Origin of the sequence: Metapseudomonas resinovorans DSM 21078 (genome assembly GCF_000423545.1) — a bacterium.
Classification (GTDB): domain Bacteria; phylum Pseudomonadota; class Gammaproteobacteria; order Pseudomonadales; family Pseudomonadaceae; genus Metapseudomonas; species Metapseudomonas resinovorans.
The window spans coordinates 183,525-207,556 of the sequence record NZ_AUIE01000007.1 but is presented as its reverse complement, the minus strand read 5'-3'; the positions used below and the strand labels follow the sequence as shown (position 1 = coordinate 207,556).

Here is a 24,032-nt window from a genome sequence, read left to right as displayed (position 1 = left end):
CGGGATGAAGGCAGATGGGCAAATCAGCGGAGGGGGAGAGATCTCTGTGGGGTCGAATGAATTCGCCCCCACAGGTGTGTTTCGCCAACCGGGGGTGTTCTCAATCCAGGAACAGGTCCGGCACCAGCGAGCCGCCTTGCGGGTCGTAGCGGTATTGCTCGAACTCGGTCTGGCCCTGTTCGCGCAGCAGCTCTTCGTCGATCAGCAGGCGGCCGGTAATGCTGCGGTCGGTGCTGGAGAGGATGGCGTGAGCCGCGTCTGCCATGATGGCGGGGGTGCGGGCGCGCTTGAAGGCGTCACGGCCACCCAGCTCGAACTCGATGGCGGCGGTGGCGATGATGGTTCTGGGCCATAGCGAGTTGACGCTGATGCCGTACTTCTTGAACTCATCGCTCATGCCGATGCTGAGCATGCTCATGCCGTACTTGGTGATGGTGTAGGGGCCGTGCTGGGCGAACCACTTTGGTGCCAGGTTGAGCGGCGGCGAAAGGTTGAGAATATGGCCGCTGGCGCTTTGCTTCAGGTAGGGCAGGGCGGCCTGGCTGCAGACCATCACCGCGCGGGTGTTGATCTGATACATCAGGTCGAAGCGTTTGGGTTCCAGATGCTCGACGCCGGTGAGGCGGATGGCCCCGGCGTTGTTGACCAGGGCATCGATGCCACCGAAGTGCTCGGCGGCCTTGGCCATGGCCTCACGCACTGCGTTCTCGTCGCGCACGTCCAGTTGCAGGGGCAGGGCTTTGCCGCCGGCGGCTTCCACTTCATCTGCCACGCTGAAGATGGTACCCGCGAGCTTGGGGTGGGCTTCCGCGCTCTTGGAGGCGATGACGATATTCGCGCCGTCGACGGCGGCGCGCAGCGCGATCTCGCGGCCTATACCGCGGCTGGCGCCAGTGATGAACAGGGTCTTGCCGGACAGTGACATTGCAGTGCTCCTGGTTTTTGTTGTCATGGGGCCGCGATGCGGCCCTTGGCGAATGAACTCGCCCTTACAGGGCCTCTTCGACTTCCACCAGCAACTGGCGGCTCTTGACCTGGTCGCCGCGGGTGACCTGGACACGGCGGATCACCCCGTCCACGCCGGCTTTCAGCGGGTGCTCCATCTTCATGGCTTCCAGGACGACCAACAGCTGGCCCTTGCTGACCCGTTCGCCTTCGCTCACCAGCACCTCGACGATGGCGCCGTCCATCGGTGCCTTGACCATGCCCGAGCCGGCACCAGACTGGCCACCGGCCGGCTCGTGGGTGATGTCCTGAAGTTCCAGGTTGCCGTTGTGGCCGAAGAGCCAGAGTTGCTGTGCCTGTTGATGGTAGGCAACACGGCGGCGGATGCCGTCCAGTTCCACCACCGCCCAGCGACCATCGGTTCGCAGCAGACGGATGGCGATTTCAGCCTCGCCCACGTTGGCCAGCAGTCGTGGCTGCACGCCGGACTCCTGTACCGACAGCTCCACTTCGTGCTTCTGCTCGCCGTGACGCAGCACCAGGCGCCAGGGTGCGTTGCCGGAGCTGCGCCAGCCTGCCAGCCCGCCCTGGTGGGCGCTGGCCGATGCCGAGGCTTGGTAGAGCAGGGTAGCGGCGATGGCGAGTTCGCCCGGCGAGGCGGGTTGGCTGCTCAGGCTGGCATCGTTGCTGAACTCTTCGCCGATGAAGGCCGTGGTGGCGTTACCGGCGGCAAAGCTTGGGTGCTTGAGCAGGTTGGCAAGGAAACGCTGGTTAGCCTTGACCCCCAGCAATACGCAGTCCTCCACCGCCCGCGCCAGTTTGCGTCGGGCTTCATCGCGGGTGTCTCCCCAGGCGACGACCTTGGCCAGCATGGGGTCGTAGAACGGCGTAACGGCCTGGCCTTCCTCCAGCCCGTGATCGATGCGAATGCCGGGAAGCTCCGCCGGCTCCCACCGCAGCACATTGCCGGTCTGGGGCAAGAAGCCAGCAGCGGGGTCCTCGGCATAGAGACGAACCTCGATGGCGTGGCCGTCCAGGCGGATTTCATCCTGCTGCAGTGGCAACGGCTGGCCTTCGGCGACGCGGATCTGCCAGGCGACCAGGTCCTGGCCAGTGATCAGTTCGGTGACCGGGTGCTCCACCTGCAGGCGGGTGTTCATTTCCAGGAAGTAGAAGTCGCCGCTGGCATCCAGCAGGAACTCCACCGTACCCGCGCCGACGTAATTGACGGTGCGGGCGGCTTCGACGGCAGCCTTGCCCATCGCCTGGCGCAACTCGGGGGTCATGACCGGGCAGGGGGCTTCTTCGATGACTTTCTGGTGGCGGCGCTGCACGGAGCAATCGCGTTCGCCGAGATAGACCAGGTTGCCCTGCTGGTCACCGAACACCTGGATTTCCACGTGGCGAGGCTGCAGGACGGCCTTCTCCAGAATCAGCTCGGCGCTGCCGAAGGCGTTCTGTGCCTCCGAGCGGGCGGTACGAAGTTGTGTGGCCAGTTCTCCAGGGCCCTTCACCAGGCGCATACCGCGTCCGCCGCCACCGGCGCTGGCCTTGATCATCAGCGGATAGCCGATGCGCTCGGCCTCGCGTGCCAGGGTGCTGTCGTCCTGTTCGGCGCCTTCGTAGCCGGGAATGCAGGGTACGCCGGCCTCCAGCATGGCCAGTTTGGAGAGGCGCTTGCTGCCCATCAGGTGGATGGCTTCCACCGTCGGGCCGATGAAGCTGATGCCGGCAGCCTCGCAGGCACGGGCGAAGTCGGCGTTTTCGGAGAGGAAGCCATAGCCGGGGTGAATGGCGTCGGCGCCGGTCTTCTGTGCGGCACCGATGATGGCGTTGATCGACAGGTACGACTGACCGACCGGAGCCGGGCCTATGCAAACCGCTTCGTCCGCCAGCTGCACATGGCGCGCATCAGCGTCGGCCTCGCTGTAGACCGCGATCGTGCGGTAGCCGAGCGCTTGGGCGGTGCGCATCACTCGGCAGGCAATCTCGCCGCGGTTGGCGATCAGGATCTTGTTGAAGCTGGGCATGGACTGTTTCCCTCTCCCCAACCCTTTCCCGAAGGAAGAGGGGGCTGTTCGGTATGGGCGCTGGTTACTCGGCCCAGCTGGGTTTGCGTTTTTGCACGAAGGCCAGGGTGCCCTCGGTGCCTTCGGCGCCGGTGACGGCCAGGGCGAACTGCTCTGCAGCGCTGTCCAGCAGCGGGCCAATAGGCTCGCTTTCGGTGGCCAGCAACAGGGCCTTGGTCCGAGCGTTGGCGCCAGGGGCGCAGCGGCGAACCTGCTCGAGGCTTTCAGTCAGGCGCTGCTCCAGGGCGGCGCTATCGGCCTCGGCGAAGTGCACCAGGCCCAGGCGCAGGGCTTCGGAGCCGTCAAATCGCGCGGCGGTCAGGGCCAGACGGCGGGTTTGGGTCAGGCCGATGCGCTTGACCACGAACGGTGCGATCTGTGCCGGCAACACGCCGAGGCTGGTTTCCGGCAGGCCGAACTGGGCGCCTTGCAGGGTAATGGCGATATCCGAGACGCAGGCCAAGCCGAATCCACCACCGAGCACTGCGCCTTCCAACACCGCAATCACCACCTGGGGTTGTGCCTGGGCTTCCTCCAGCAGGCGGCCGAAGGCGCGGTTCAACGCCTGGTAGGCGGTACTGCCGGTCGCCCGCGCGCTGGCCATGTCCTTGATGTCGCCCCCGGCGCAGAAGTGGCCACCGGCACCGCGCAGCACCAAGGCACGCACATTGGCGTCATTGCGCGTGGCGGCCAGCACCTCGCGCAGTTCCTCGACCATGGCCAGGCTCATGGCGTTGCGGCTGTCCGGCCGGTTCAGGGTGACATGCAGCACGCCACCGGCCTGTTCCAGCAGCAGGGTTTCGCAGTTCGGCAATCCACTCATGCCGCTGTCCTCGTTGGTTCGTCCGTGGGCTGTAGGATGGGTGGAGCGGAGCGATACCCATCATGGGGCGATGGGTATCGGCGCGACGCGCCTCCACCCATCCTGCAGGCCTTCAGCCCTTTTTCTTGCCGGGCAGAATGCCCATCAGTTTGCAGATGATGCCGAGCATGATTTCGTCGGCGCCGCCGCCGATGGAAACCAGTCGCGTATCGCGGTAGGCGCGGGAGACGTGGTTGTCCCACATGAAGCCCATGCCGCCCCAGTACTGCAGGCAGGCGTCGGTGACTTCGCGGCCGAGGCGGCCGGCCTTGAGCTTGGCCATGGAGGCGAGACGGGTGACGTCCTTGCCGCTGACGTAGAGTTCCACGGCCTGGTAGACCAGCGCGCGCAGGGCTTCGATCTCGGTCATCAGCTCGGCCAGGCGGAAGTGGATCACCTGGTTGTCGATCAGCGGATTGCCGAAGGTCTTGCGCTCCTTGCAGTAGTCGATGGTGACGTCCACGCAGTGCTCCAGGCCCTTGATCATGTTGGCCGCGCCGAACATGCGTTCTTCCTGGAACTGCAGCATCTGCATCATGAAGCCGGCGCCCTCGTGGCCGATGCGGTAGCGCTGCGGCACGCGGACGTTGTCGAAGAATACCTGGGCGGTCTCGGAGCTGCGCATGCCGAGTTTGTCCAGATGGGCGCTGAGGGTGATGCCGGGGGTGTTCATCGGCACCATGATCAGCGACTTGTTGACGTGGGGCTTGTCGTCCGAGGTGTTGGCCAGCAGGCAGATGAAGTCGGCGCTGGGGGAGTTGGTGATCCACATCTTGCTGCCGTTGATCACGTAATCGTCGCCGTCCTTGCGGGCGGTGGTCTTCATGCCCGCCACGTCTGAGCCGGCGCCTACTTCAGAGACCCCGATGCAGCCGACCATTTCACCGGTGATGGCCGGGCGCAGGAACTCCTCGCGCAGCTCATCGGAGCCGAAACGGGCCAGGGCCGGCGTGCACATGTCGGTCTGCACGCCGATGGACATGGGAATGCCACCGCAATGGATGGTGCCGAACTCTTCGGCTGCGACGATCGAGTAGCTGTAGTCCAGGCCCATGCCGCCGAATTTTTCCGGTTTGGAAATGCCCAGCAGGCCCAGCTCGCCGGCCTTCCTGAAAATGTCGTGGATGGGGAAGCGGCCTTCTTTCTCCCACTGGTCGACGTGGGGGTTGATCTCCCTGTCGACGAAATTGCGCACCGTGCGGCGGAGTTCTTCGTGTTCCTGGGTGAAGATCATGTGTTGTTCTCCTTATCGAATCATCAGAACCGGGCCACGCCGAAGCTGTTGGCCTTGAGCGGGCGGGCGTCGGCCTCCGCGCAGATATCCAGCAGATAGCCCAGCAGCCGTCGGCTGTCACGGGGGTCGATCAGGCCGTCATCCCAGAGGTTGGCGGTTCCGTAGAGGGCGGTGGACTGGCTGTCGAGCTTCTGCGCGGTCATCTGTTCGAGCATGTCGAGCATCTTCGGGTCGGGCTCCTTGCCCTCCTTGGCATGCTTCTCCTCGGTGACGATGCGCAGCACCTTGCCGGCCTGGGCGCCGCCCATCACGGCCGTGCGGCTGTTTGGCCAGGCGAAGATGAAGCGCGGGTCCAGACCCCGGCCACACATGGCGTAGTTGCCGGCTCCGTAGGAACCACCCACGACCAGGGTGAGTTTGGGTACACGGGCATTGGCAACGGCCTGGATCATCTTCGAACCGTGCTTGATCACGCCCAGCTGCTCGGATTCGGTGCCGACCATGAAACCGGTGGTGTTGTGCAGGAACAGCAGCGGCACGTTGGCCTGTTCGCACAACTGGATGAACTGCGCCGCCTTGGACGCACCTTGCGGCGTAATCGGGCCGTTGTTACCGATCAGGCCACAGGGCCGGCCTTCGATGCGCAGGTGGCCGCAGACGGTCTGGCTGTCGAACTCGTTCTTGAAGTCGAGGAACTCCGAGCCATCGGCGATGCGGGCAATGATCTCGCGCACGTCGTAAGGCTTCTTCGGGTCGGCCGGAACCACGCCCAGCAGCTCCTCGGTGCTGTACAGCGGTTCGTGCCATTCGGGCTTGGCGCGGACTGGCAGTTGGGCGTTCCAGGGCAGCATGGCGAGGATGTCGCGGGCCAGGCGCAGGCCATCGGCGTCGTTCTCCGCCAGGTATTCGGCAGTGCCGGCCACTTGCGCGTGCATCTCGGCGCCACCCAGTTCTTCGTCTGTGGCCACTTCACCCGTAGCCGCCTTGAGCAGGGGAGGGCCGGCGAGGAACATCTTGGCCTTGCCGCGCACCACGATCACGTAGTCCGACAGTCCGGGCTGATAGGCGCCGCCGGCAGTACTGGAGCCATGCACCACCGTGACCTGGGGGATGCCCATGGCGGAGATTCGCGCCTGATTGGCGAAGCCGCGAGCACCCTCGACGAAGATTTCCGCCGCGTAGTTGAGGTTGGCACCGCCGCTTTCGGTGAGGGCCACCATCGGCAGCTTGTTCTCCATGGCGATCTGCTGCAGACGCAGCGTCTTCTTGAGCCCGGTGGGGGAGATGGTGCCGCCCTTGATGGCGCTGTTGCTGGCACTGATCAGGCAGCGGGTGCCGGCGATGTAGCCGATGCCGGCGATGATGCCGCCACCTGCTTGGGTGCCGTCCTTGTCGTCGTGCAGCTTGTAGCCGGCCAGGGAGCAGAGTTCGAGGAAAGGGCTGCCCGGGTCCAGCAGCAGGTTCAGACGCTCGCGGGGCAGGAGTTGGCCGCGCTTTTCGAACTTCGGCTTGGCCTCGGCCGCCTTGTCCAGCACCTTCTGTTCGATCTCGCGGAAGCTGGCGATGGCGGCCAACATGGCCTCGCGGTTCCTGGCGAAGTCTTCGCCCAGGGCGTCGAGTTCGGATTGGATTACGGCCATCATTCCTGGTCCTTCAGCACGTCGGGCAGATAGGCCCGGTGGAAGCCGTTGTAGGCCTTGCTCTGGCCGGGCCTGGCCTTGGCCAGCGGGAAGGCGCGGCTGCCCTGGCTGGCGGCGCCGTCGATGCGGATGGTGTTGCCACTGATGAAGGCGGCGCCGGGGGAGAGCAGGAAGACGATGGCAGCGGCCACTTCCGATTCGCTGCCGATGCGCTTGAGTGGTACGTGTTCGCGCAGGGTGGGGATGATGGCCTTGAAGGCGCCTTCGTAGGTGTCCATGCCGCTGGAGGCGATCCAGCCCGGTGCCACGGCGTTGACCCGCACCCCGGCGTAGCCCCACTCGATGGAGGCGGTCTTGGTGAAGTTCTCCATGCCGGCGCGGGCGGCGCCGGAATGGCCCATGCCGGGCATGCCACCCCACATGTCGGCCAGCATGTTGACGATGCTGCCACCGGCCTTGCTCATGGCCTGGTTGAACACCTCGCGGGCTACCAGGAAGCCGCCCACCAGGTTGGTACGCACCACGGTCTCGAAACCTTTCTGGCTGATCGAGGCGAGCGGGGCGGGGTATTGGCCGCCGGCGTTGTTGACCAGGTGGTGAATGGCGCCGCGCTCGGTGAGCACGGCAGCGACCATCGCTTTCACCGCGTCTTCGTCGCGAATATCGCAGGCCTGCCAACTGGCGCTGCCGCCGTCTTCGATGATCTCGCCAGCGGTCTTCTCCAGCTTCTCCGGCTTGCGACCGACCAGCACCACGTGGGCACCGAGGGCCGCCAGCTCATGGGCGGTGCAACGGCCGATGCCGCTGCCGCCGCCGGTGACCATGATGGTCTGGTCGCTGAACAGGCCGGGCTTGAATACCGAATCGTATGCCATGGATTGCGTCCTCAGAGGCTGTCGGCCAGGGCCTGGGGCACCGGCACCGGGAATTCCAGGAGTTGCTGGGCAAAGGCCTTGCCTTGCGGGTCGATGCGCAGGCTGGCGACACCGCCGCCACCCAGGGCGTTTTCCAGCAGGAAGTTCAGGCTATGGCTGCCCGGCAGGTACCAGCGCGCGACGCGCCCGAGCTGTGGGTCGAGCACATGGCCCATCCAGTCGACCACCGCTTCTGGTGTCAGGGCTTCTGCAATCCAGGGCAGGTACTCCGGCTTGCGCGCCATGACGCCGATATTGCTGTGGTTGCCCTTGTCGCCCGAGCGCGCCACCGCCAGTTTCACCAGGGGCACGCTGGCACTGGCCTGGCCATCGGCGGCAGGCGGTTGAAGGTCGTCGGCGAGGGCAGCGACGTCGAAGCCTTCCAGGTTTGGCAGGTCGCAGGGGCGGCGCTGGCCGTCCATTTCCACGTCCAGGTGGCAGGCGGCTTTGTCCACCAGGAAGGAGAACAGACGGATCACCGGGTAAACGGTGGGGCGGCCGCCAACGATGCCGGTCAGGCCCGGCGCCATGCCGGTGGCAGCCTGGGCAATCTCGCGGGAGAAGAGCACCAGGGCATCCTTGCGGCTGTGACTGACGGCGATCTTGATCACCACCTCGCGGCTGTCCTGTCGCTGGCCATGGGGGCCGTAGGTGGCTTCACTGCCCAGCAGCTCGATGTTCACCTCGCGGTAGGGCCCCCAGCCGCGTTCGGCGAAGATTTCCTCGGTCTTGGCGATGATGGCGCGGCTGACCCGCTCGGCCTTCTTCACCGCATCAATGCCGGCCAGCAGGCAACTGGCCGTGCAACGGAAACCGTCCGGGTAGGTGGCGCTCACCTTGTATTGCGGTGTCGGCGGCAGGCCGCGGGCGCCGAGTACACGCACACGGTTCGGGCCGGCCTGCTCCAGGGTGACCTGGGTGAAGTCGCAGACCACGTCGGGGAGCAGGTAGGCGCGTGGGTCGCCGATCTCGTAGAGCATTTGCTCGCCGACCGAGAAAGGCGTGACCAGGCCGCCGGAACCATCCGGCTTGGTCACGCAGAAACTGCCATCGGCCTCGACTTCGATGATGGGGAAACCGATGTGTTCGTAATCCGGTACCGACTCCCAATCGGTGAAGTTGCCGCCGGTGCACTGGGCACCGCACTCGATCAGGTGACCGGCGAGGGCGGCCTGGGCCAGCTTGTCGTGATCGCTCCAGGCCCAGCGGAACTCATGAACGAGGGCAGCACTGACCACTGCGCTGTCCACCACCCGGCCGGTAATGACGATGTCGGCACCCTGTTCCAGGGCAGCCACTATGCCGGGCGCGCCCAGGTAGGCGTTCACCGAAACGCACATGGACGGCAGCGGTGCATCACTGAACATTTCGCGGATGCCGGACTTGGCCAGTTCGCCCAGCCTGGGCTGCAGGTTGTCGCCATGCAGCACGGCGATCTTCAGGGACACACCGGCCTTTTCGCAGGCGGCGGCCAGCGCGCTGGCGCAGGCCACCGGGTTGACCCCGCCGGCGTTACTGATCACGCGGACTTTCTTCTCCGCGATTGTTGGCAGCAGGGGGGCCAGGACCTCGACGAAGTCGGTGGCGAAGCCGGCATTCGGGTCCTTCAGGCGAGCACCAGCCATGATCGACATGGTGATCTCGGCCAGGTAATCGAAGACCAGGTAATCCAGCGTGGCGCCATGCACCAGTTGGGCGGCGGCAGTGGAGGTGTCGCCCCAGAAGGCAGAGGCGCAGCCGATGCGTACGGTTCTTGTCATTGGATTATTCCGCAGCACTGTTGGGTGATAGATCGAACACTACCAAGCAAGCGCTTGGTTGAAAAGTCCCGGTTCAGTTCTTTTTTCGCCCGAGCGCTTGCTTGGGCGCATTGCCCAGCATAGATTTCGTTAATCAAGACAGAGACTTGCAGACCATTCTTAAGTTGGAGTGGCTGACTGCAGCGGGGATGCCAATGAGCGTTGACGATGAAAAAGCCCAAGCGGTGATGCACGAGCTGGTAGCCAGCGGCCAGATCACCGACCCCGAAAGCGCCCGTGGCAAGCTGTTGCAGACCGCTGCCCACCTGTTCCGCAGCAAGGGTTACGAGCGCACCACGGTGCGCGACCTGGCGAGTGCCGTGGGCATCCAGTCCGGCAGCATCTTCCATCACTTCAAAAGCAAGGATGAGATCCTCCGTTCGGTCATGGAGGAAACCGTCCTCTACAACACGGCGCTGATGCGCGCGTCCCTGGGCGACGCTAGTGACCTGCGCGAGCGGGTGCTGGCGCTGATTCGTTGCGAGCTGCAATCGATCATGGGCGGTACCGGCGAAGCCATGGGGGTGCTGGTGTACGAATGGCGTTCGCTGTCGGAAGAAAGCCAGGAATACATCCTCCAACTGCGTGACAGCTACGAACAGATCTGGCTACAGGTGCTGGGCGAGGCGCGGGCCGAGGGCTACTTCACCGCTGATCCGTTCATCCTGCGGCGTTTCCTCACCGGTGCCCTGAGCTGGACCACCACCTGGTTCCGTCCGGAAGGACCGATGAGCCTCGACCAACTGGCCGAGCAGGCCTTGTCGCTGGTGATCAAGGACGCCTGACGGCAAACGTGAACTCTGTCACAGCCTGCGCGGCTGAACCTGGGTGGCTGTAACTTTAATCACGTACTCTGCGGCGCAGGGCCGTATCTGCAGGGAGCAGCGGTAGAGATGGAAGTTGGCAGGGGGTTGTCCCTGAAAGCCTTGTGGTACTCCGTAGTTCTGTTGGTTTCAGCGCCCGTGATGGCGTCGCAGACCGTCCAGGTCGCCGGCGCGCACTTTCCACCCTACGTGATCAAACCCGAATCGGCCGAGGCCAGTGGCTTGCTGCTGGACATGCTCGCGGCGCTCAATGAGTTGCAGGCGGACTACCGTTTCGTCGTGCGCCCCACTGCAATTCCACGGCGCTTCAAGGACTTCCAGGACGGGCGGATCGACCTGGCCGTGTTCGAGAATCCGGACTGGGGTTGGCAAGGCATTCCCGGGGCGCGGATCGACATGGGGCTGGAAGATGCGGAAATCTTCGTCGCCAAGGCCCAGCCGGAGCGCAGCCAGCACTACTTCTTCGAGCTGGCCGGTAAACGCCTGGCGCTCTACAACGGTTATCACTACGGTTTTGCGGGGTTCAATCCCGACCCTGAGTTCCTTCAGCGCGAGTTCAACGCGAAGCTCACCTATTCCCACGACAGCAATCTGAAAATGCTGCTGAAGGAGCGCGCAGACATCGCCCTGGTGACCCGTTCCTATTTCAACGCCTACCTGGAACAGAACCCGGAGCAGGCCGGCAGCTTCCTGGCCAGCGATCGGCTGGACCAGCGCTACCACCATTACGCCCTGCTGCGGCCTGGGGCCCCCATCACGGCGGCGCAGTTTTCCGCCTTGCTTGAAAGGTTGCGCGCCGGTGGACAGTTGCAGCAGATCTTCGGGCGCTATGGCATCGTGGTCAGGCCAGTCGCAGCGGATAGCTCAGCAACAGCAGATGGCAGAGATTGACGCCGAGGTGCAGCGCCACGGCTACGGCGAGTCGGCCGCTGTAGTGGAAGGCCAGGCCATATCCCAGGCCGGCTACCGCCGCCAGTAGGGCGAACAGCGGACTGAAGGGCAGGTGGACGGCGCCAAAAATTGCCGCGCTAAGCAGGACGCCGTTGCGAGCCCCCAGCCTGACGACCAGCGCCGGTTGCAGCAGTCCACGAAACACCAGCTCCTCCGCCAGCACCGTGGCCAGCAGATTGACTGCGAGCCATTCCCAGAGCATCGCCGGCCATTTCGGTTGCCAACCCACCAGGCCAGTCGCCATGGCCAGCACGGGTACCAGCAGCAGGGTTGCCAGTACCACGAGCCATGCCCGCTGCGCGGAGGGTGCCGGCGGTGTCGGGCGGCCCAGCCACCAGGCGAGTAATGTCATACCCACCAGCAGTTTGTCCCAGGACAGGCGCAGGGCGTAGGGCGCTGCATCGGGGCTCAGGCGCTGCGGTTCGCCCAGAGGCAACGGGCTGAAGCCGGGCACCAGGTGGGCGGCCAGTGCTACCGAGGAGAGCAGGGTGACTGGCAGCCAGATCCAGGCTGGCAGTTGGCGATCAGCGAGGACCCAGCCCGCATAGGCGACGCCCGCCAGCAGGGCGCTTACCTGCACGCCGCCCAGTCCTTGGCCGAGCGCGAGGACAATCAGCGGGAACAGCAGTTGCAGGTGAAGCGGCATGACGCTTCCTTGCGCTGATGCAGCGGTCCTTTGTTCGGGGGCGGGCACGGGGTCAGCGGTCCTTGGCGTCCTTGGCATCCATCTCGGCATTGCGCTTGCGGATGCGCTTGAGCTGCTCCTCCGTCAGCGGCAGTTTTTTCGCTGTGTCGCGCAACAGCATCAGGCTACCGACTATGGAGCCGATGGCCAGGACCAGTATCAGCCAGGCATACCAGGGCATGATCATCTCCTGCGGAAAGGGGCGTTACTGTATTCGATTGTGCGCGCCTTTCCACGTTCCCGAGAATCATCGATTCGCCAGCGCCGACTGAAGGAGGCCGCCGCTGGTTCAGCGGGCGCCGCAGCCGGTGGTCGCCTTCGACCGGGTGTCCAGCAGGCGCGCGCGAAGCGTGTCGTAGGTCCAGTTGAAGGCCAGGGTGTAAGGCAGGAAGAACAGCAACAGGCCGATATCCAGCAGGAAGGCCTCCACCAGTCCGATCGACAGCCACCAGGCCGCCAACGGAACCAGAGCCACGATCAGACCCAGTTCGAACAGCACGGCGTGGGCCAGGCGCACCGGTAGGGTGCGCTGGAAGCCAAGGCTCCGCTGGGCCCGGTCGAACAGGCTGTTGAAGAGCATGTTCCAGAGCATCGCCACAGTGGAGAACATCAGGGTCAGCGCGCCCATGTGCGCCAGCGACTTGTCCAGCACCAGGGACAGCACCGGGGCAGTCAACAGGACGGCCAGGCCTTCGAAGGCCAGGGCGTGGAGTACCCGCTCCTTGAAGGACTTGTTCAGGGCGGTGGTGGTGGTCCGAGGCATGACGATCTCCAGGCTCCGTATGAAGGTATGGCCTGTATTCTCATCGGTTGTTGGGATAGGGTTAAGTTAGATGTCATCGGGAAAGCCGATATGAACTACTCGCCTGAATCACTTGAAGCCTTTGCCCAGGTCGTCTCCCTTGGCTCGTTCAGCGCCGCCGCGCGAAAGCTGGGCAAGAGCCAGTCCACCGTCAGTGAGGCCATTGCGCGGCTGGAAATCGACCTGGGGCTGACCCTCTTCGACCGAAGCAGCCGCCAGGCCCAACTGACCGATGCTGGACGCGCCCTGCTGGGGCGGGTCGAGGCAATTCTTGCGGCGTCAGATCGCTTGCAGCATGCGGCGGCTCAACTCGCTGGAGGATTGGAGCCCCGCGTCAGCCTCGCGCTTTCGGATGCCTACCAGTCGGCGCAGTACGAGGAACGCCTGGCTGAGCTGGATCAGCGCTACCCCGATCTCGAGTTCGAATGCCTGATCGCCGAGGATCGCGATGTGATCGAACTGGTTGCGCAGGGGCGCGCCACGCTGGGGTTGCTGGCCGCTCAGGGCAGCTACCCGCCAGAACTGGGCTCGGCGATGGTGGCCGAGCGCGCTGACTTCGGACTGTTCGTGGCCCTTGACCATCCCCTGGCGCAGCGGGTGGATGTGCGCGTGAGCGACCTGTCCGGATGGCGCTTGTTGCGCCTGAACACCCTGGGTGATGCCGTGGCGGTTGACGATGGTCTGCCGGACAGCAGCGGGCGCTGCTGGTCGGCGCCGAGCTACCTGATGTTGCTGGAAATGGCCATCCAGGGATTCGGCTGGGCGGAGTTGCCGCGCTGGCTGGTCAGCGGCTACGCCAACGGGCGCCTGAAGGAGCTGCAGGTACCCGGTTGGCCGCGCAGCCAGGCGGTGGATGTGGTCTGGTCCCGGCAGCGACCACTGGGCCCGGCGGCAAGCTGGTTGCTGGAACGGCTGTTGGGCCGATAGGCTGGCCGTGGAAACGGCGCGCCGGACCGGGCGCATCGATCAAGGAGGACTTCGTGCAGATACCCGTCACTATCCAGGCCGGCTTGTGGGGCTGGCTGGCCGCTAGCAGCCTGCTCATTGGAGCCGCCATTGGTTTCTTCACCAAGCTGCCGCAGAAGGTGGTTGCCTCGATCATGGCCTACGGCAGTGGGGTGCTGATTGCCGCGCTGTGTTTCGGCCAGATCCCGGAGGCCGAACGCCTTGGCGGACTCTGGCCGACTCTGGGCGGTTTGCTGGCCGGTGGCATCGTGTTCGTCCTGGCCGACCAGTACATCGATCACCTGGAGCAACATCACCGCAGCAAGGCTGCGAATGGTGGAAACGGCATGGTCGCCTTGCTGATAGCCGTCGGTGCCTTCCTGGACGGTATCCCCGAGTCCTTTGGCCTGGGACTGGGCCTGCTGGACGGTGGTGAGGTCAGCCTGCTGATGCTGGTGGCCATTTTCCTTGCCAACCTGCCCGAGGGGTTGGCCAGCGCCGCTGGCCTGCGCGAGGAGAAGCGCAGCGGCTGGCTGGTGTTCGGCCTCTGGGGTGTCATCGCGCTTTTGTCGGGTTTGGCTGCCATGGCCGGGCCGGGGCTATTCGCCGGGCTGTCGCCGACCTGGCTGGCTTTCGCCCTGGGATTCTCGGCGGGGGCCGTGCTTTGCATGCTGGTGGACACACTGCTTCCCGAAGCCTTCGAGAGTACCCACGCCTGGACCGGGCTGATCACCTTGGCCGGATTCATGACAGCCTTCGCGCTGGACCACATCGTGTAAGGCAGCGGCGCGCGTTGGCTTCCGCTACAATGCGCGCCGTTTCCGATTCGTATGAGATTGCCCCATGTCCGCCTGTCAGACGCCGATCATTGTCGCCCTCGACTTTCCCACCCGTGACGCTGCCCTGCGGCTGGCCGACCAGTTGGACCCCAGGCTGTGCCGGGTCAAGGTGGGCAAGGAGCTGTTTACCAGCTGCGCTGCGGAAATCGTCTCGACGTTGCGTGATCGGGGTTTCGAAGTCTTCCTTGACCTGAAATTCCACGACATTCCCAACACGACTGCCATGGCGGTGAAGGCTGCTGCCGAGATGGGTGTGTGGATGGTCAACGTCCATTGCTCAGGTGGCCTGCGCATGATGGCGGCCTGCCGTGAAACCCTGGACAAGTTCAACGGGCCCAAGCCGCTACTGATCGGTGTGACTGTGCTGACCAGCATGGAGCGCGAGGACCTGGCCGGCATCGGTCTGGACATCGAGCCCAAGGAGCAGGTGCTGCGCCTGGCAGGCCTGGCCGACAAGGCCGGCATGGACGGCCTGGTGTGTTCGGCCCAGGAAGCCACGGACCTCAAGGCTGCCTATCCGCGCCTGCAACTGGTGACTCCGGGTATCCGTCCGGCCGGCAGCACCCAGGACGACCAGCGCCGCATCCTCACGCCGCGCCAGGCCCTGGATGCCGGTTCCGACTATCTGGTGATCGGCCGCCCGATCAGCCAGGCCGCCGACCCGGCCAAGGCCCTGGCCGCTGTCGTGGCCGAACTGGCCTGACGTCGTTGGTGCGCTGCCCTGGCAGGCAGCGCACCATTTGCGCCGATCAGCGCACTTTCAGCACAAGTTTCCCAAAGTTCTCCCCGCTGAACAGCTTGCCCAGGGTTTCCGGGAAAGTTTCCAGCCCGCTCACCACGTCCTCCTTGCTCTTCAGTTCGCCGCTGGCCAGCCAGCCGGCAATGTCCTTGACCGCCTCGCCAAAGCGCGGCGCGTAGTCGAATACCACCATGCCTTCCATGCGCGCGCGGTTCACCAGCAGCGCCAGGTAGTTGGCCGGTCCTTTCACTGCTTCCTTGTTGTTGTACTGGCTGATGGCGCCGCAAATGACGATGCGTGCCTTGCGGTTGATGCGGGTGAGCACGGCATCAAGGATATCGCCGCCAACGTTGTCGAAGTAGACATCCACGCCCTTGGGGCATTCGCGCTTGAGCGCGGCGTGGAGGTTTTCGGCCTTGTAGTCGATGGCACCGTCGAAGCCCAGTTCTTCCACCAGATAACGGCATTTGTCGGCGCCGCCGGCAATACCCACAACGCGGCAGCCCTTGATCCGAGCGATCTGCCCGGCCACTCCGCCCACCGCCCCGGCGGCACCGGAAATCACCACGGTTTCTCCAGCCTTGGGCTGGCCCACGTCGAGCAGGGCGAAGTAAGCGGTCATGCCGGTCATGCCAAGAGCGGACAGGTAGAGGGGCAGCGGCGCCTGGTTGGGGTCCACCTTGTGGAAATCGCGCGGCTCGCCGAGGAAGTAGTCCTGCACGCCCACCACGCCACAGACATGGTCGCCTACCTGGTAATCGGGGTGCTGGGACGCCACCACCCTGCCAATACCCAGGGCGCGCATCACCTCGCCAATCGCGACGGGGGGGATGTAGGAGCGGGCGTCATTCATCCAGCCGCGCATGGCCGGGTCCAGGGACAGGTAGAGGTTCTCCACCAGTACCTGGCCGGGGGCGGGTTCGCCTGTTGGGGTTTCCACGTAGGAAAAGGTGTCGCGGGTGGCCGGGCCGACCGGTCGCTGGGCGAGGAGGAACTGGCGGTTGAGCTGGGACATGGCAGGAACTCCGAAAGGGAAAGCTCTGGTGATAGTCGCGCGGGGCGGCAGTGGCAAGTTCGGTGGCGGGGCGGAATGTGCCGTCATCCATGTCAATGATTCAGTGGTCTGGCTTTCATCAGTGGGCTGGATGGTGTGTCCACCAGAGCCTTGATGATGCTGACGCCGTGCCATGGCGGATGACTAGACTGCGCTGCAGTTTCCATTCCCGTCGAGGATGCACAGATGAGCATGAAGTTCTCCGGCCAGGTTGCCCTGGTAACCGGCGCTGCCAACGGTATCGGTCGCGCCACTGCCCTGGCGTTCGCCGCCGAGGGCCTGAAGGTGGTGGTTTCCGATGTGGATGTCGCCGGTGGTGAAGGCACCGTGGAGTTGATTCGTGCCGCCGGTGGCGACGCGCAGTTCATCCGCTGTGACGTGACCCGCGACGCGGAGGTCCAGGCGCTGATGGAGGGCACCGTAGCCGCCTATGGCCGTCTGGATTACGCCTTCAACAACGCCGGCATCGAGATCGAGAAGGGTAAGTTGGCCGAGGGCAGTGAGGCGGAGTTCGACGCCATCATGGGCGTCAACGTGAAGGGCGTCTGGCTCTGCATGAAGCACCAGATCCCGCTGTTGCTGGCCCAGGGGGGAGGCGCCATCGTCAACACCGCGTCGGTGGCGGGCTTGGGCGCGGCGCCGAAGATGAGCATTTATGCAGCTTCCAAGCATGCCGTGATCGGGCTGACCAAGTCGGCGGCCGTCGAGTATGCAAAGAAGAAAGTGCGGGTGAACGCCGTGTGCCCTGCAGTGATCGACTCCGATATGTTCCGCCGCGCCTACGAGGCAGACCCGAAGAAAGGCGAGTTCGCCGCGGCCATGCACCCGGTGGGACGCATCGGCAAGGTGGAGGAAATCGCTGCGGCGGTGCTCTACCTCTGCTGCGATGCGGCCGGTTTCACCACTGGCCACGCGCTCGCGGTGGATGGTGGAGCTACCGCGATCTGAAGCAGCTGTTGGGGAATATCAATTCGCTCACAACGAGCAAAAGAGAAAGGCGCCAATCGGCGCCTTTCTTCATTTGTCCTTGCCGCTGTCCACGTTGAGGATCAACAGCGTCAGCACGCCGGCGATCAGGCCCCAGAAGGCCGAGCCGATGGACAGCAAGGTCATGCCCGAGGCGGTGACCATGAAGGTGATCAGCGCCGCCTCGCGCTCCTTGGGTTCCTGCATGGCGGCAGTCAGGCCGTTGCTGATGGAACCGAACAGCGCCAGGGCGGCGATGGATAGCACCAACTCCTTGGGCAGGGCGGCGAACAGCGCTGCCAGGGTCGCGCCAAAGGTACCGGCGATACCGTAGAAAATCCCGCACCAGACGGCGGCGGTGTAACGCTTGTTGCGGTCCTCGTGGGCATGGGGGCCGGTGCAGATGGCGGCACTGATGGCCGCCAGGTTGATGCCGTGGGAACCGAAGGGCGCCAGCAGCAGTGAGGCGATCCCCGTGACCGAGATGAGCGGCGAAGCCGGCACCTGGTAGCCGTCGGCGCGCAGCACGGCAATGCCGGGGATGTTCTGCGAAGCCATGGCGACGACAAACAGCGGAATGCCGATGCTGATCACCGCCGTGACAGAGAAGTCAGGCGTCGTCCAGACAGGTTCCGCCAGGGCGAACTCGAAGCCGCTGAAATTCAGCAGGCCCAGCGCAGCCGCCACCACGCAGCCCACCAGCAGTGCCACCAGCACGGCATAGCGGGGTTGCAGGCGCTTGAACACCAGGTAGCTGAAGAACATCGCCAGCACCAGGGCGGTGCGATGTTGGGCTGCGATGAAGATTTCGCTGCCAATCTTGAACAGGATGCCGGCCAGCAGGGCGGCGGCCAGCGAGGCGGGCAGGCGCCGCATCAGGCGCTCGAAACCACCGGTCAGCCCCACCAGCGCGAGCAGCGCGGCGCAGACGATGAAGGCGCCGATCGCCTCGCCGTAACTCACGCCGGGCAGGCTGGTAATCAGCAGGGCTGCACCAGGCGTGGACCAGGCGACGACTATGGGCGTGCGGTAGCGCAGCGACAGGCCGATGGTGGTCAAGGCCATGCCGATGGACAGGGCCCAGATCCAGGAGGAAATCTGCGCATTGCTCAGGCCCGCGGCCTGCCCAGCCTGGAACATCAGCACCAGGGAGCTGGTGTAGCCGGTGAGCATGGCGATGAAGCCCGCCACCACGGCCGAGGGCGACGAGTCGGCCAGGGGACGCAGGCGCGGCGGGTTGGCCGGGGTTTCCGAAGTGGGGGTCATCAGATCTTTCCGTGCGCGTCGGCCAGGATGGGGTAGAGCGAGGCTACCAGCAGCAGGGCCATGCCGATGTTGAACAGGCGCAGTATGCGCGGTTCGGCCAGCCAGCGGCGCAGCAGGCTGCCGGCCACGGTCCAGAGTCCGACGCTGGGGCAATTCACCAGGGCGAATAGCGCGGCGATCAGTACCACGTTGACGACGAAGTTCTCCTGCGGGGTGTAGGTGGTGATGGCGCCTATCGCCATGACCCAGGCCTTGGGATTGACCCACTGGAAGGCGGCGGCCTGGAGGAAGGTGAACGGCTTCGGTCGTTTTTCAGTGCTGTCCGCATCCGGGGCGCCCGAGCCGGCGATTTTCCAGGCGAGGTAAAGCAGGTAGGCGGCGCCGATGTAGCGCAGTGCGATGTACAGCTCGGGAACCTGCTGGAAGACCTGGGACAGGCCCAGGCCCACGGCCATCACCAGGATCATGAAGCCGATACTGATACCGAGCATGTGCGGCACGCTACGGCGCACGCCGAAGTTCACACCCGAGGCGAGCAGCATCATGTTGTTGGGGCCGGGCGTCACGGAGGTGACGAAGGCAAAGAGGATGAAGGCGAAGATCAGTTCCAGGCTCATGGCGGTCACCTTGTCGTTGTGTCCGCAGACTAAAGCCAGGCACTGTGCAACGTCCCGATACAGCAATGCGCGCGTTGAGCATTACAGTCGATTGGCACCCTGCAGATCAGCGGCTACTGTGATGCTTTTGCTGCCTGGAGCCATGCACATGGATGAGAACCCCTATGCCGCCCCGCGGGTGGATCTGGTGGAAGAAGCAGGACCGCGGCAGATGAGCGGCTGGACGCCCGGCCATCTCAGGCTGCTCGCCTGGCTGAGCCTGGTCTGTGCGGTGAGTACGCTCATTCTGACCGGACTTGCTGTGGCCGCCGGCGCTACCGAAGACCCGCTGATGACCAACCTGTCCGACTGGTTCGGCGTGGCCCTGACCCTGCTGGGCTGTTACCTGCTGATCCGTTTCAAGCTGTTCGCCGAGGCGCGATTCTCGGCCGAGGGGCTGGCGCCGCCGGTCTGGGCAGTGATCATCGGCAGCCTGGTGATCGAGGCGCTGGGCTTTCTGATAGGCGATGCCAGTACCCAGCCGGGCTGGCCGATGTTGTTCTACTTCGGTCTGGTGGCCATGCTCGGCGCCCTGACCGCCTGGTTGGGTGTGCGCCTGCTCAAGGTGCAGAACGCCTATCCGGCGTTGCGGGTCATGGGATGGCTGGACCTGGTGGGCGGCATCATGATGGCCACTATCGTCTTGATGATGCTCGGCCTACTGCCGCTGATCGCCAGCAACGTGGCACTGATGCTGGTGTTTTTCCGCGGTGCGCGGGAACTGGAGCCTGCTGCCTAACCTTCCGCGTCTTCGTTCTGCCTTGCAGTGCAGAGCGCCTGGTTGACCTCCAGCCAGCCGCGCACCGCTTCTTCCCCGGCCTCGCCAAAGGCGCGCTGCAACAGGCGCGCCTGTTCCCGGCGCAGGGCCTGTTCCAGCTTCGCACCTTCTACGGTGAAACCCAGCTGGCGCTTACGCTTGTCATCGATGGCGGCGACGCTCTCCACCAGCTTCATCTCGATCAGCTGCCGCAAAGGGGTGTTCAGCGCCTGCTTGGTCACCCCCAGGTAGCCGAGCAGTTCCTTGACGCTCAAGCCGGGATACTTGGCGATGAAGAACAGGATGCGGTGATGCACTCGCGACAGTCCGCGGCGGGCGAGAATTTCGTCCGGCTTGCTGGTGAAGGCCTGGTAGCCGAAGAAGAACGCTTCCATGGCTGCTTGCTGAACGGCGGAGTTTTTCAGGTCAAGCATATTGACGTATCTGTGGCGGTCGTCGTAGTTTCGGTCAAGCAGTTTGACTTAATTTCCTCGCTTCCGCACCCGGTGACAATCCATGGCCTTCTCTGAACGCATCGCCCGCCTGAAAAGCTCCCTGATCCGCGAAATCCTTGCCGCCGCCCAGCGTCCGGAAGTGATGTCCTTCGCCGGAGGCTTGCCAGCCGAGCCAATGCTGCCGAAGGTCGACTGGGCAGAGATGCCGGCAAGCATGGGCCAGTACGGCATGAGCGAAGGCGAGCCAGCGCTGCGTGAAGCCATCGCCGCCGAAGCGCGTGCTCTCGGCGTGCCCTGCGAGGCGAGTCAGGTACTGATTGTCAGCGGCTCCCAGCAGACCCTGGACCTGGCCTCCAAGCTGTTCATCGATCCGGGCACCGAGGTGCTGCTGGAAGCACCGACCTACCTGGCGGCCCTGCAGGCATTCCAGCTGTTCGGTGCCGATTGCATCGCCGTACCCCAGGAAGCCGACGGTCCCGAGATCGCTGCCCTGCGCCAGCGCCTGGAGCGGCACAAGCCGTCCTTCGCGTATCTGATCCCGACTTTCCAGAATCCGTCCGGCACGCGCTACAGCGAGGCCAAGCGTGACGCGGTCGCCGCGCTGCTGGACGAGTTCGGCGTGACCCTGATCGAAGACGAGCCCTACCGTGAGCTGGTATTCGACGAAAGCAGCGCCACCCCCATCGTCAGCCGCCTGAAGAAGGCCAGCTGGATCTACACCGGTACTGTGTCCAAGACCCTGCTGCCTGGGCTGCGTGTGGGCTTCCTGATCGCAACGCCGGACCTGTTCCCGCACCTGCTGCGCCTGAAACAGTCTGCCGACCTGCATACCAACCGCATCGGCCAGTGGCAGGCGCTGCAATGGTTCGGCACCGAGCAGTACCGCCAGCATCTGGCCGAGCTGCGTGATTTCTATCGTGCGCGTCGCGACTCCATGCAGGCTGAGCTGGAGGAACACTTCGGCGAGCTGGCCACCTGGGAAATCCCGCAGGGCGGACTGTTCTTCTGGCTGACCCTGAAACAACCACTGGACACCCGCACCCTGCTCAAGCCGGCGCTGGAGCAGAACGTCGCCTTCATGCCGGGCGAGCCGTTCTTCATCGATCCGGACAAGCACCCGGGCCATCTGCGCCTGAACTTCAGTCACGTGGCACCTGAGCGTCTGGGCGAAGGTCTGAAGCGTCTTGCTGGCGTCATTCGTCAGGCCCAGGCAGCCGAAGCTGCCTGATCACAGGGGAGGAGAGCGATGTACAAGGTTTACGGCGACTACAAATCCGGCAACTGCTACAAGGTCAAGCTGACCCTCAACCTGCTTGGCCTACCGTATCAGTGGGTGCCGGTGGACATCCTCAAGGGTGAAACCCAGAGCCCCGAGTTCCTGGAAAAGAACCCCAACGGCAAGATCCCGGTCCTGGAGCTGGAAGACGGCACCACCCTCTGGGAATCCAATGCCATCCTGAACTTCCTTGCCGACGGCAGCGACCTGCTGCCCGCCGAGCCACGTCTGCGCACCCAGGTGCTGCAGTGGCAGTTCTTCGAACAGTACAGCCACGAGCCATACGTGGCCGTCGCGCGCTTCATCCAGCTCTACCAGGGCATGCCGGAAGATCGCCTGGAGGAGTACAAGGTTTGCCAGGTGCGCGGGCATAAGGCCTTGAAGGTGATGGAGAAGCAGCTGCAGCGTACGCCGTATCTGGTGTGTGACCATTACTCCATTGCCGACATCGCGCTGTACGCATACACCCATGTGGCCCACGAAGGCGGTTTCGACCTGTCCGGCTATCCGGCGATTCTTGCCTGGATGGAGCGCGTGGCCAGCCATCCGCGTCATGTGGGCATGTTCGATTGAGGTCCTCTCAGCAGCGACGAAGCCGGCGTAAGCCGGCTTTTTCGTGATGGCGGGTCTTCCGGGCCTGTACTAAGTTGGACGCTTCAGCCCGCCAACGAGCGCAATCCGGAGTGTCGCCCATGAAATACCGAGGCAGTTGCCATTGCGGGAAGATCGCCTTCGAGGTCGAGGGCACCCTGGAACAGGCCATGGAGTGCAATTGCTCGCTGTGCAGCCGGCGCGGCTACCTGCTCTGGTTCGTCCCGCGAGAACAGTTGAGGCTCTCTACACCGGAGTCCGACCTGTCCACCTACCGCTTCAACCGCATGCATATTGCCCATCACTTTTGCGCCCACTGCGGCTGCGCGCCCTATGGCGAAGCCAGCGATCCCAAGGGTAAGGCCATGGCGGCCGTGAACGTGCGCTGCCTGGAAGATGTCCCGCTGGACAATCTCAAGGTGGTGAAGGTCGACGGGAAGAGCTTCTAGCCCGGATGCCTTCGCGCAGAGCGCAGAAACGAAAAAGCCGGCTGGCGCCGGCTCTTTCGTGGGGATGGAAACTCAGTTGTTGATCAGGCTGAGGAATTCGCTGCGGGTGGCGGCGTTTTCACGGAACTCGCCGAGCATCACCGAGGTGACCATCGAGGAATTCTGCTTCTCCACACCGCGCATCATCATGCACATGTGCTGGGCCTCAATGACCACGGCCACGCCGAGGGCGCCGGTGACCTGCTGAACGGCTTCGGCGATCTCGCGGCTGAGGTTTTCCTGGATCTGCAGGCGGCGCGCGAACATGTCGACGATGCGGGCGACCTTGGACAGGCCCAGCACCTTGCCGTTAGGAATGTAGGCCACGTGGGCCTTGCCGATGAACGGCAGCAGGTGGTGTTCGCAGAGCGAGTACAGCTCGATGTTCTTCACCAGCACCATTTCGCTGTTATCGGAGCTGAACAGGGCGCCGTTGGTGACTTCTTCCAGCGTCTGCTGGTAGCCGCGGCAGAGGTACTGCATCGCCTTTGCGGCACGCTTCGGGGTATCGAGCAGGCCTTCGCGGGAAACGTCTTCGCCGAGCTGGCCGAGGATCGCGGTGTAATGCTGTTCCAGGGACATGGAAATTCCTGTGGGGATTTACGCAAAAGCGCAGGGTAGGGCGCGAACGGGCGGCTGGCAAGGGTGGGTTGCGCTGAAGGCCTGTCTTGACGCCGGGTGTTTTACTCGTCGCGGCCGTCCAGCATGGTTCGGCGCAACATCACATAGACCGCGCCAGTTCCGCCGTGCTTCGGCAGGCAGGACGTGAAGCCCAGCACCTGCGGGTGCTGGCGCAGCCAGGTATTGACGTGGCTCTTGATCAGCGGGCGCTTGCCGTCCAGGCGTGCCGCCTTGCCGTGGGTTACGCGTACGCAGCGCACTTCGAATCGGGTGGCTTCGGCGATGAAATCCCAAAGGGTTTCGCGGGCCTTCTCCACAGTCATGCCGTGCAGGTCGAGACTGCCGTCGAAGCCGATCTGACCCTGCTTGAGTTTGCGCATCTGGCCTTCCTGAACGCCGTCGCGGGCCCAGTGCAGCTCGTCTTCGGCACCGACGTCGATGACGAACTGATCGGACAGGCCGTCGACCTTGACGCTGGCGACGCTCAGGGTGGCGTTCTGCCTGCGGTTGGCCAGCTGTTTGTGGTCGGCGCGTACCTTGCCGGTATCGGCGCGATCATTCCGGATGCGCTTCACGCCGCGCATCTGTTCGGCAAACAGGGAGCTATCGTCGTCTACTTGGGCGTTGTCGTGGGTATCGTCTTGCATACTGGCC

General features: G+C 64.3%; 26 protein-coding genes. 10 read left to right on the top strand and 16 right to left on the bottom strand.

The annotated features are described in order from the left end of the window. Window positions 1-100: 100 nt before the first annotated feature. The 7 genes from G559_RS0108630 to G559_RS0108600 form a co-directional block, all read right to left on the bottom strand. Window positions 101-925 (bottom strand): SDR family oxidoreductase, encoded by an 825-nt coding sequence (locus G559_RS0108630; protein WP_028627841.1) that lies wholly within the window; start codon window positions 923-925, stop codon window positions 101-103. A 64-nt stretch (window positions 926-989) separates the two neighbouring features. Continuing rightward, window positions 990-2,975 carry a geranyl-CoA carboxylase subunit apha gene (gene atuF, locus G559_RS0108625; RefSeq protein ID WP_028627840.1) on the bottom strand — a complete coding sequence of 662 codons (1,986 nt, stop codon included), beginning with the start codon at window positions 2,973-2,975 and terminating at the stop codon, window positions 990-992. Between the two features lie 64 nt (window positions 2,976-3,039). Then, a complete protein-coding gene (locus tag G559_RS0108620) occupies window positions 3,040-3,837 on the bottom strand; it encodes an enoyl-CoA hydratase/isomerase family protein (protein WP_028627839.1) in 798 nt (265 codons plus the stop codon). Between the two features lie 112 nt (window positions 3,838-3,949). Next, complete coding sequence (atuD, locus tag G559_RS0108615; protein WP_028627838.1) at window positions 3,950-5,110, bottom strand: citronellyl-CoA dehydrogenase; 1,161 nt, start codon at window positions 5,108-5,110, stop codon at window positions 3,950-3,952. A gap of 23 nt (window positions 5,111-5,133) precedes the next feature. Continuing rightward, window positions 5,134-6,750 (bottom strand): geranyl-CoA carboxylase subunit beta, encoded by a 1,617-nt coding sequence (atuC, locus tag G559_RS0108610; RefSeq protein WP_028627837.1) that lies wholly within the window; start codon window positions 6,748-6,750, stop codon window positions 5,134-5,136. Beyond that, window positions 6,750-7,625, bottom strand: a complete 876-nt coding sequence (locus tag G559_RS0108605; protein ID WP_028627836.1) for an SDR family oxidoreductase — start codon at window positions 7,623-7,625, stop codon at window positions 6,750-6,752. The genes atuC and G559_RS0108605 overlap by 1 nt, the downstream gene beginning before the upstream one ends. A gap of 11 nt (window positions 7,626-7,636) precedes the next feature. Further along, on the bottom strand, window positions 7,637-9,424 hold the full coding sequence (locus tag G559_RS0108600; protein ID WP_028627835.1) for an acyclic terpene utilization AtuA family protein: 1,788 nt from the start codon (window positions 9,422-9,424) through the stop codon (window positions 7,637-7,639). Between the two features lie 194 nt (window positions 9,425-9,618). On the opposite strand from G559_RS0108600, the gene G559_RS0108595 reads away from it, so the two are divergent. Both G559_RS0108595 and G559_RS0108590 read left to right on the top strand, forming a co-directional pair. After that, window positions 9,619-10,248: a TetR/AcrR family transcriptional regulator gene (locus G559_RS0108595; RefSeq protein WP_211228782.1), complete on the top strand. Its 630-nt coding sequence runs from the start codon at window positions 9,619-9,621 to the stop codon at window positions 10,246-10,248. A 180-nt stretch (window positions 10,249-10,428) separates the two neighbouring features. Next, a complete protein-coding gene (locus G559_RS0108590; RefSeq protein WP_036997155.1) occupies window positions 10,429-11,178 on the top strand; it encodes a substrate-binding periplasmic protein in 750 nt (249 codons plus the stop codon). Here G559_RS0108590 and G559_RS0108585 read toward each other — a convergent pair. The 3 genes from G559_RS0108585 to G559_RS0108575 all read right to left on the bottom strand — a co-directional run bounded on the left by G559_RS0108585 (window position 11,129) and on the right by G559_RS0108575 (window position 12,686). Beyond that, entirely contained in the window at window positions 11,129-11,884 is a 756-nt protein-coding gene (locus tag G559_RS0108585; RefSeq protein WP_028627832.1) for a CPBP family intramembrane glutamic endopeptidase, read from the bottom strand. The genes G559_RS0108590 and G559_RS0108585 overlap by 50 nt on opposite strands. 52 nt (window positions 11,885-11,936) lie before the next feature. Beyond that, window positions 11,937-12,104, bottom strand: coding sequence for a DUF2897 family protein (locus tag G559_RS29790; RefSeq protein WP_081667983.1), 168 nt, complete (start codon window positions 12,102-12,104; stop codon window positions 11,937-11,939). A 108-nt stretch (window positions 12,105-12,212) separates the two neighbouring features. Further along, on the bottom strand, window positions 12,213-12,686 hold the full coding sequence (locus tag G559_RS0108575) for a multidrug/biocide efflux PACE transporter (RefSeq protein ID WP_036997153.1): 474 nt from the start codon (window positions 12,684-12,686) through the stop codon (window positions 12,213-12,215). A 90-nt stretch (window positions 12,687-12,776) separates the two neighbouring features. On the opposite strand from G559_RS0108575, the gene G559_RS0108570 reads away from it, so the two are divergent. The 3 genes from G559_RS0108570 (at window position 12,777) to pyrF (ending at window position 15,212) form a co-directional block, all read left to right on the top strand. Beyond that, window positions 12,777-13,652: a LysR family transcriptional regulator gene (locus G559_RS0108570; RefSeq protein WP_028627830.1), complete on the top strand. Its 876-nt coding sequence runs from the start codon at window positions 12,777-12,779 to the stop codon at window positions 13,650-13,652. Window positions 13,653-13,705: 53 nt separating this feature from the next. After that, a complete protein-coding gene (locus tag G559_RS0108565; RefSeq protein WP_028627829.1) occupies window positions 13,706-14,449 on the top strand; it encodes a ZIP family metal transporter in 744 nt (247 codons plus the stop codon). Between the two features lie 64 nt (window positions 14,450-14,513). Continuing rightward, the gene (pyrF, locus tag G559_RS0108560; protein WP_028627828.1) at window positions 14,514-15,212 is read left to right on the top strand and encodes an orotidine-5'-phosphate decarboxylase; all 699 of its coding nucleotides are present in this window, start codon (window positions 14,514-14,516) and stop codon (window positions 15,210-15,212) included. Window positions 15,213-15,258: 46 nt separating this feature from the next. Here pyrF and G559_RS0108555 read toward each other — a convergent pair whose 3' ends face one another. Further along, window positions 15,259-16,263 (bottom strand): NADP-dependent oxidoreductase, encoded by a 1,005-nt coding sequence (locus G559_RS0108555; RefSeq protein ID WP_028627827.1) that lies wholly within the window; start codon window positions 16,261-16,263, stop codon window positions 15,259-15,261. Window positions 16,264-16,488: 225 nt separating this feature from the next. On the opposite strand from G559_RS0108555, the gene G559_RS0108550 reads away from it, so the two are divergent. Further along, window positions 16,489-17,250, top strand: a complete 762-nt coding sequence (locus tag G559_RS0108550) for an SDR family oxidoreductase (protein WP_028627826.1) — start codon at window positions 16,489-16,491, stop codon at window positions 17,248-17,250. 69 nt (window positions 17,251-17,319) lie between these two features. Here the strand turns inward: G559_RS0108550 and G559_RS0108545 are convergent, their stop codons facing one another. Together G559_RS0108545 and G559_RS0108540 are read right to left on the bottom strand one after the other, a co-directional pair. Then, window positions 17,320-18,534, bottom strand: a complete 1,215-nt coding sequence (locus tag G559_RS0108545) for a benzoate/H(+) symporter BenE family transporter (protein WP_051246485.1) — start codon at window positions 18,532-18,534, stop codon at window positions 17,320-17,322. Then, window positions 18,534-19,151, bottom strand: coding sequence for a LysE family translocator (locus G559_RS0108540; protein WP_028627824.1), 618 nt, complete (start codon window positions 19,149-19,151; stop codon window positions 18,534-18,536). Before G559_RS0108540 ends, G559_RS0108545 begins: the two co-directional genes overlap by 1 nt. A gap of 148 nt (window positions 19,152-19,299) precedes the next feature. Here G559_RS0108540 and G559_RS0108535 point away from each other — a divergent pair, with 148 nt between their 5' ends. Further along, window positions 19,300-19,929 (top strand): hypothetical protein, encoded by a 630-nt coding sequence (locus G559_RS0108535; RefSeq protein WP_028627823.1) that lies wholly within the window; start codon window positions 19,300-19,302, stop codon window positions 19,927-19,929. Here G559_RS0108535 and G559_RS28700 read toward each other — a convergent pair. Continuing rightward, window positions 19,926-20,381 carry a MarR family winged helix-turn-helix transcriptional regulator gene (locus tag G559_RS28700; protein ID WP_036997150.1) on the bottom strand — a complete coding sequence of 152 codons (456 nt, stop codon included), beginning with the start codon at window positions 20,379-20,381 and terminating at the stop codon, window positions 19,926-19,928. The two genes, G559_RS0108535 and G559_RS28700, sit on opposite strands and share 4 nt — an antisense overlap. An 82-nt stretch (window positions 20,382-20,463) precedes the next feature. On the opposite strand from G559_RS28700, the gene G559_RS0108525 reads away from it, so the two are divergent. The 3 genes from G559_RS0108525 to G559_RS0108515 all read left to right on the top strand — a co-directional run bounded on the left by G559_RS0108525 (window position 20,464) and on the right by G559_RS0108515 (window position 22,718). After that, complete coding sequence (locus tag G559_RS0108525) at window positions 20,464-21,630, top strand: aminotransferase-like domain-containing protein (protein WP_028627822.1); 1,167 nt, start codon at window positions 20,464-20,466, stop codon at window positions 21,628-21,630. Between the two features lie 18 nt (window positions 21,631-21,648). Further along, window positions 21,649-22,251 carry a glutathione S-transferase family protein gene (locus G559_RS0108520; RefSeq protein ID WP_028627821.1) on the top strand — a complete coding sequence of 201 codons (603 nt, stop codon included), beginning with the start codon at window positions 21,649-21,651 and terminating at the stop codon, window positions 22,249-22,251. A 119-nt stretch (window positions 22,252-22,370) separates the two neighbouring features. After that, on the top strand, window positions 22,371-22,718 hold the full coding sequence (locus G559_RS0108515; protein WP_028627820.1) for a GFA family protein: 348 nt from the start codon (window positions 22,371-22,373) through the stop codon (window positions 22,716-22,718). 72 nt (window positions 22,719-22,790) lie between these two features. Here the strand turns inward: G559_RS0108515 and folE are convergent, their stop codons facing one another. Next, window positions 22,791-23,339, bottom strand: coding sequence for a GTP cyclohydrolase I FolE (gene folE, locus G559_RS0108510; RefSeq protein ID WP_028627819.1), 549 nt, complete (start codon window positions 23,337-23,339; stop codon window positions 22,791-22,793). Window positions 23,340-23,440: 101 nt separating this feature from the next. Beyond that, a complete protein-coding gene (locus G559_RS0108505) occupies window positions 23,441-24,025 on the bottom strand; it encodes a Smr/MutS family protein (protein ID WP_028627818.1) in 585 nt (194 codons plus the stop codon). Between the last annotated feature and the right edge of the window lie 7 nt (window positions 24,026-24,032).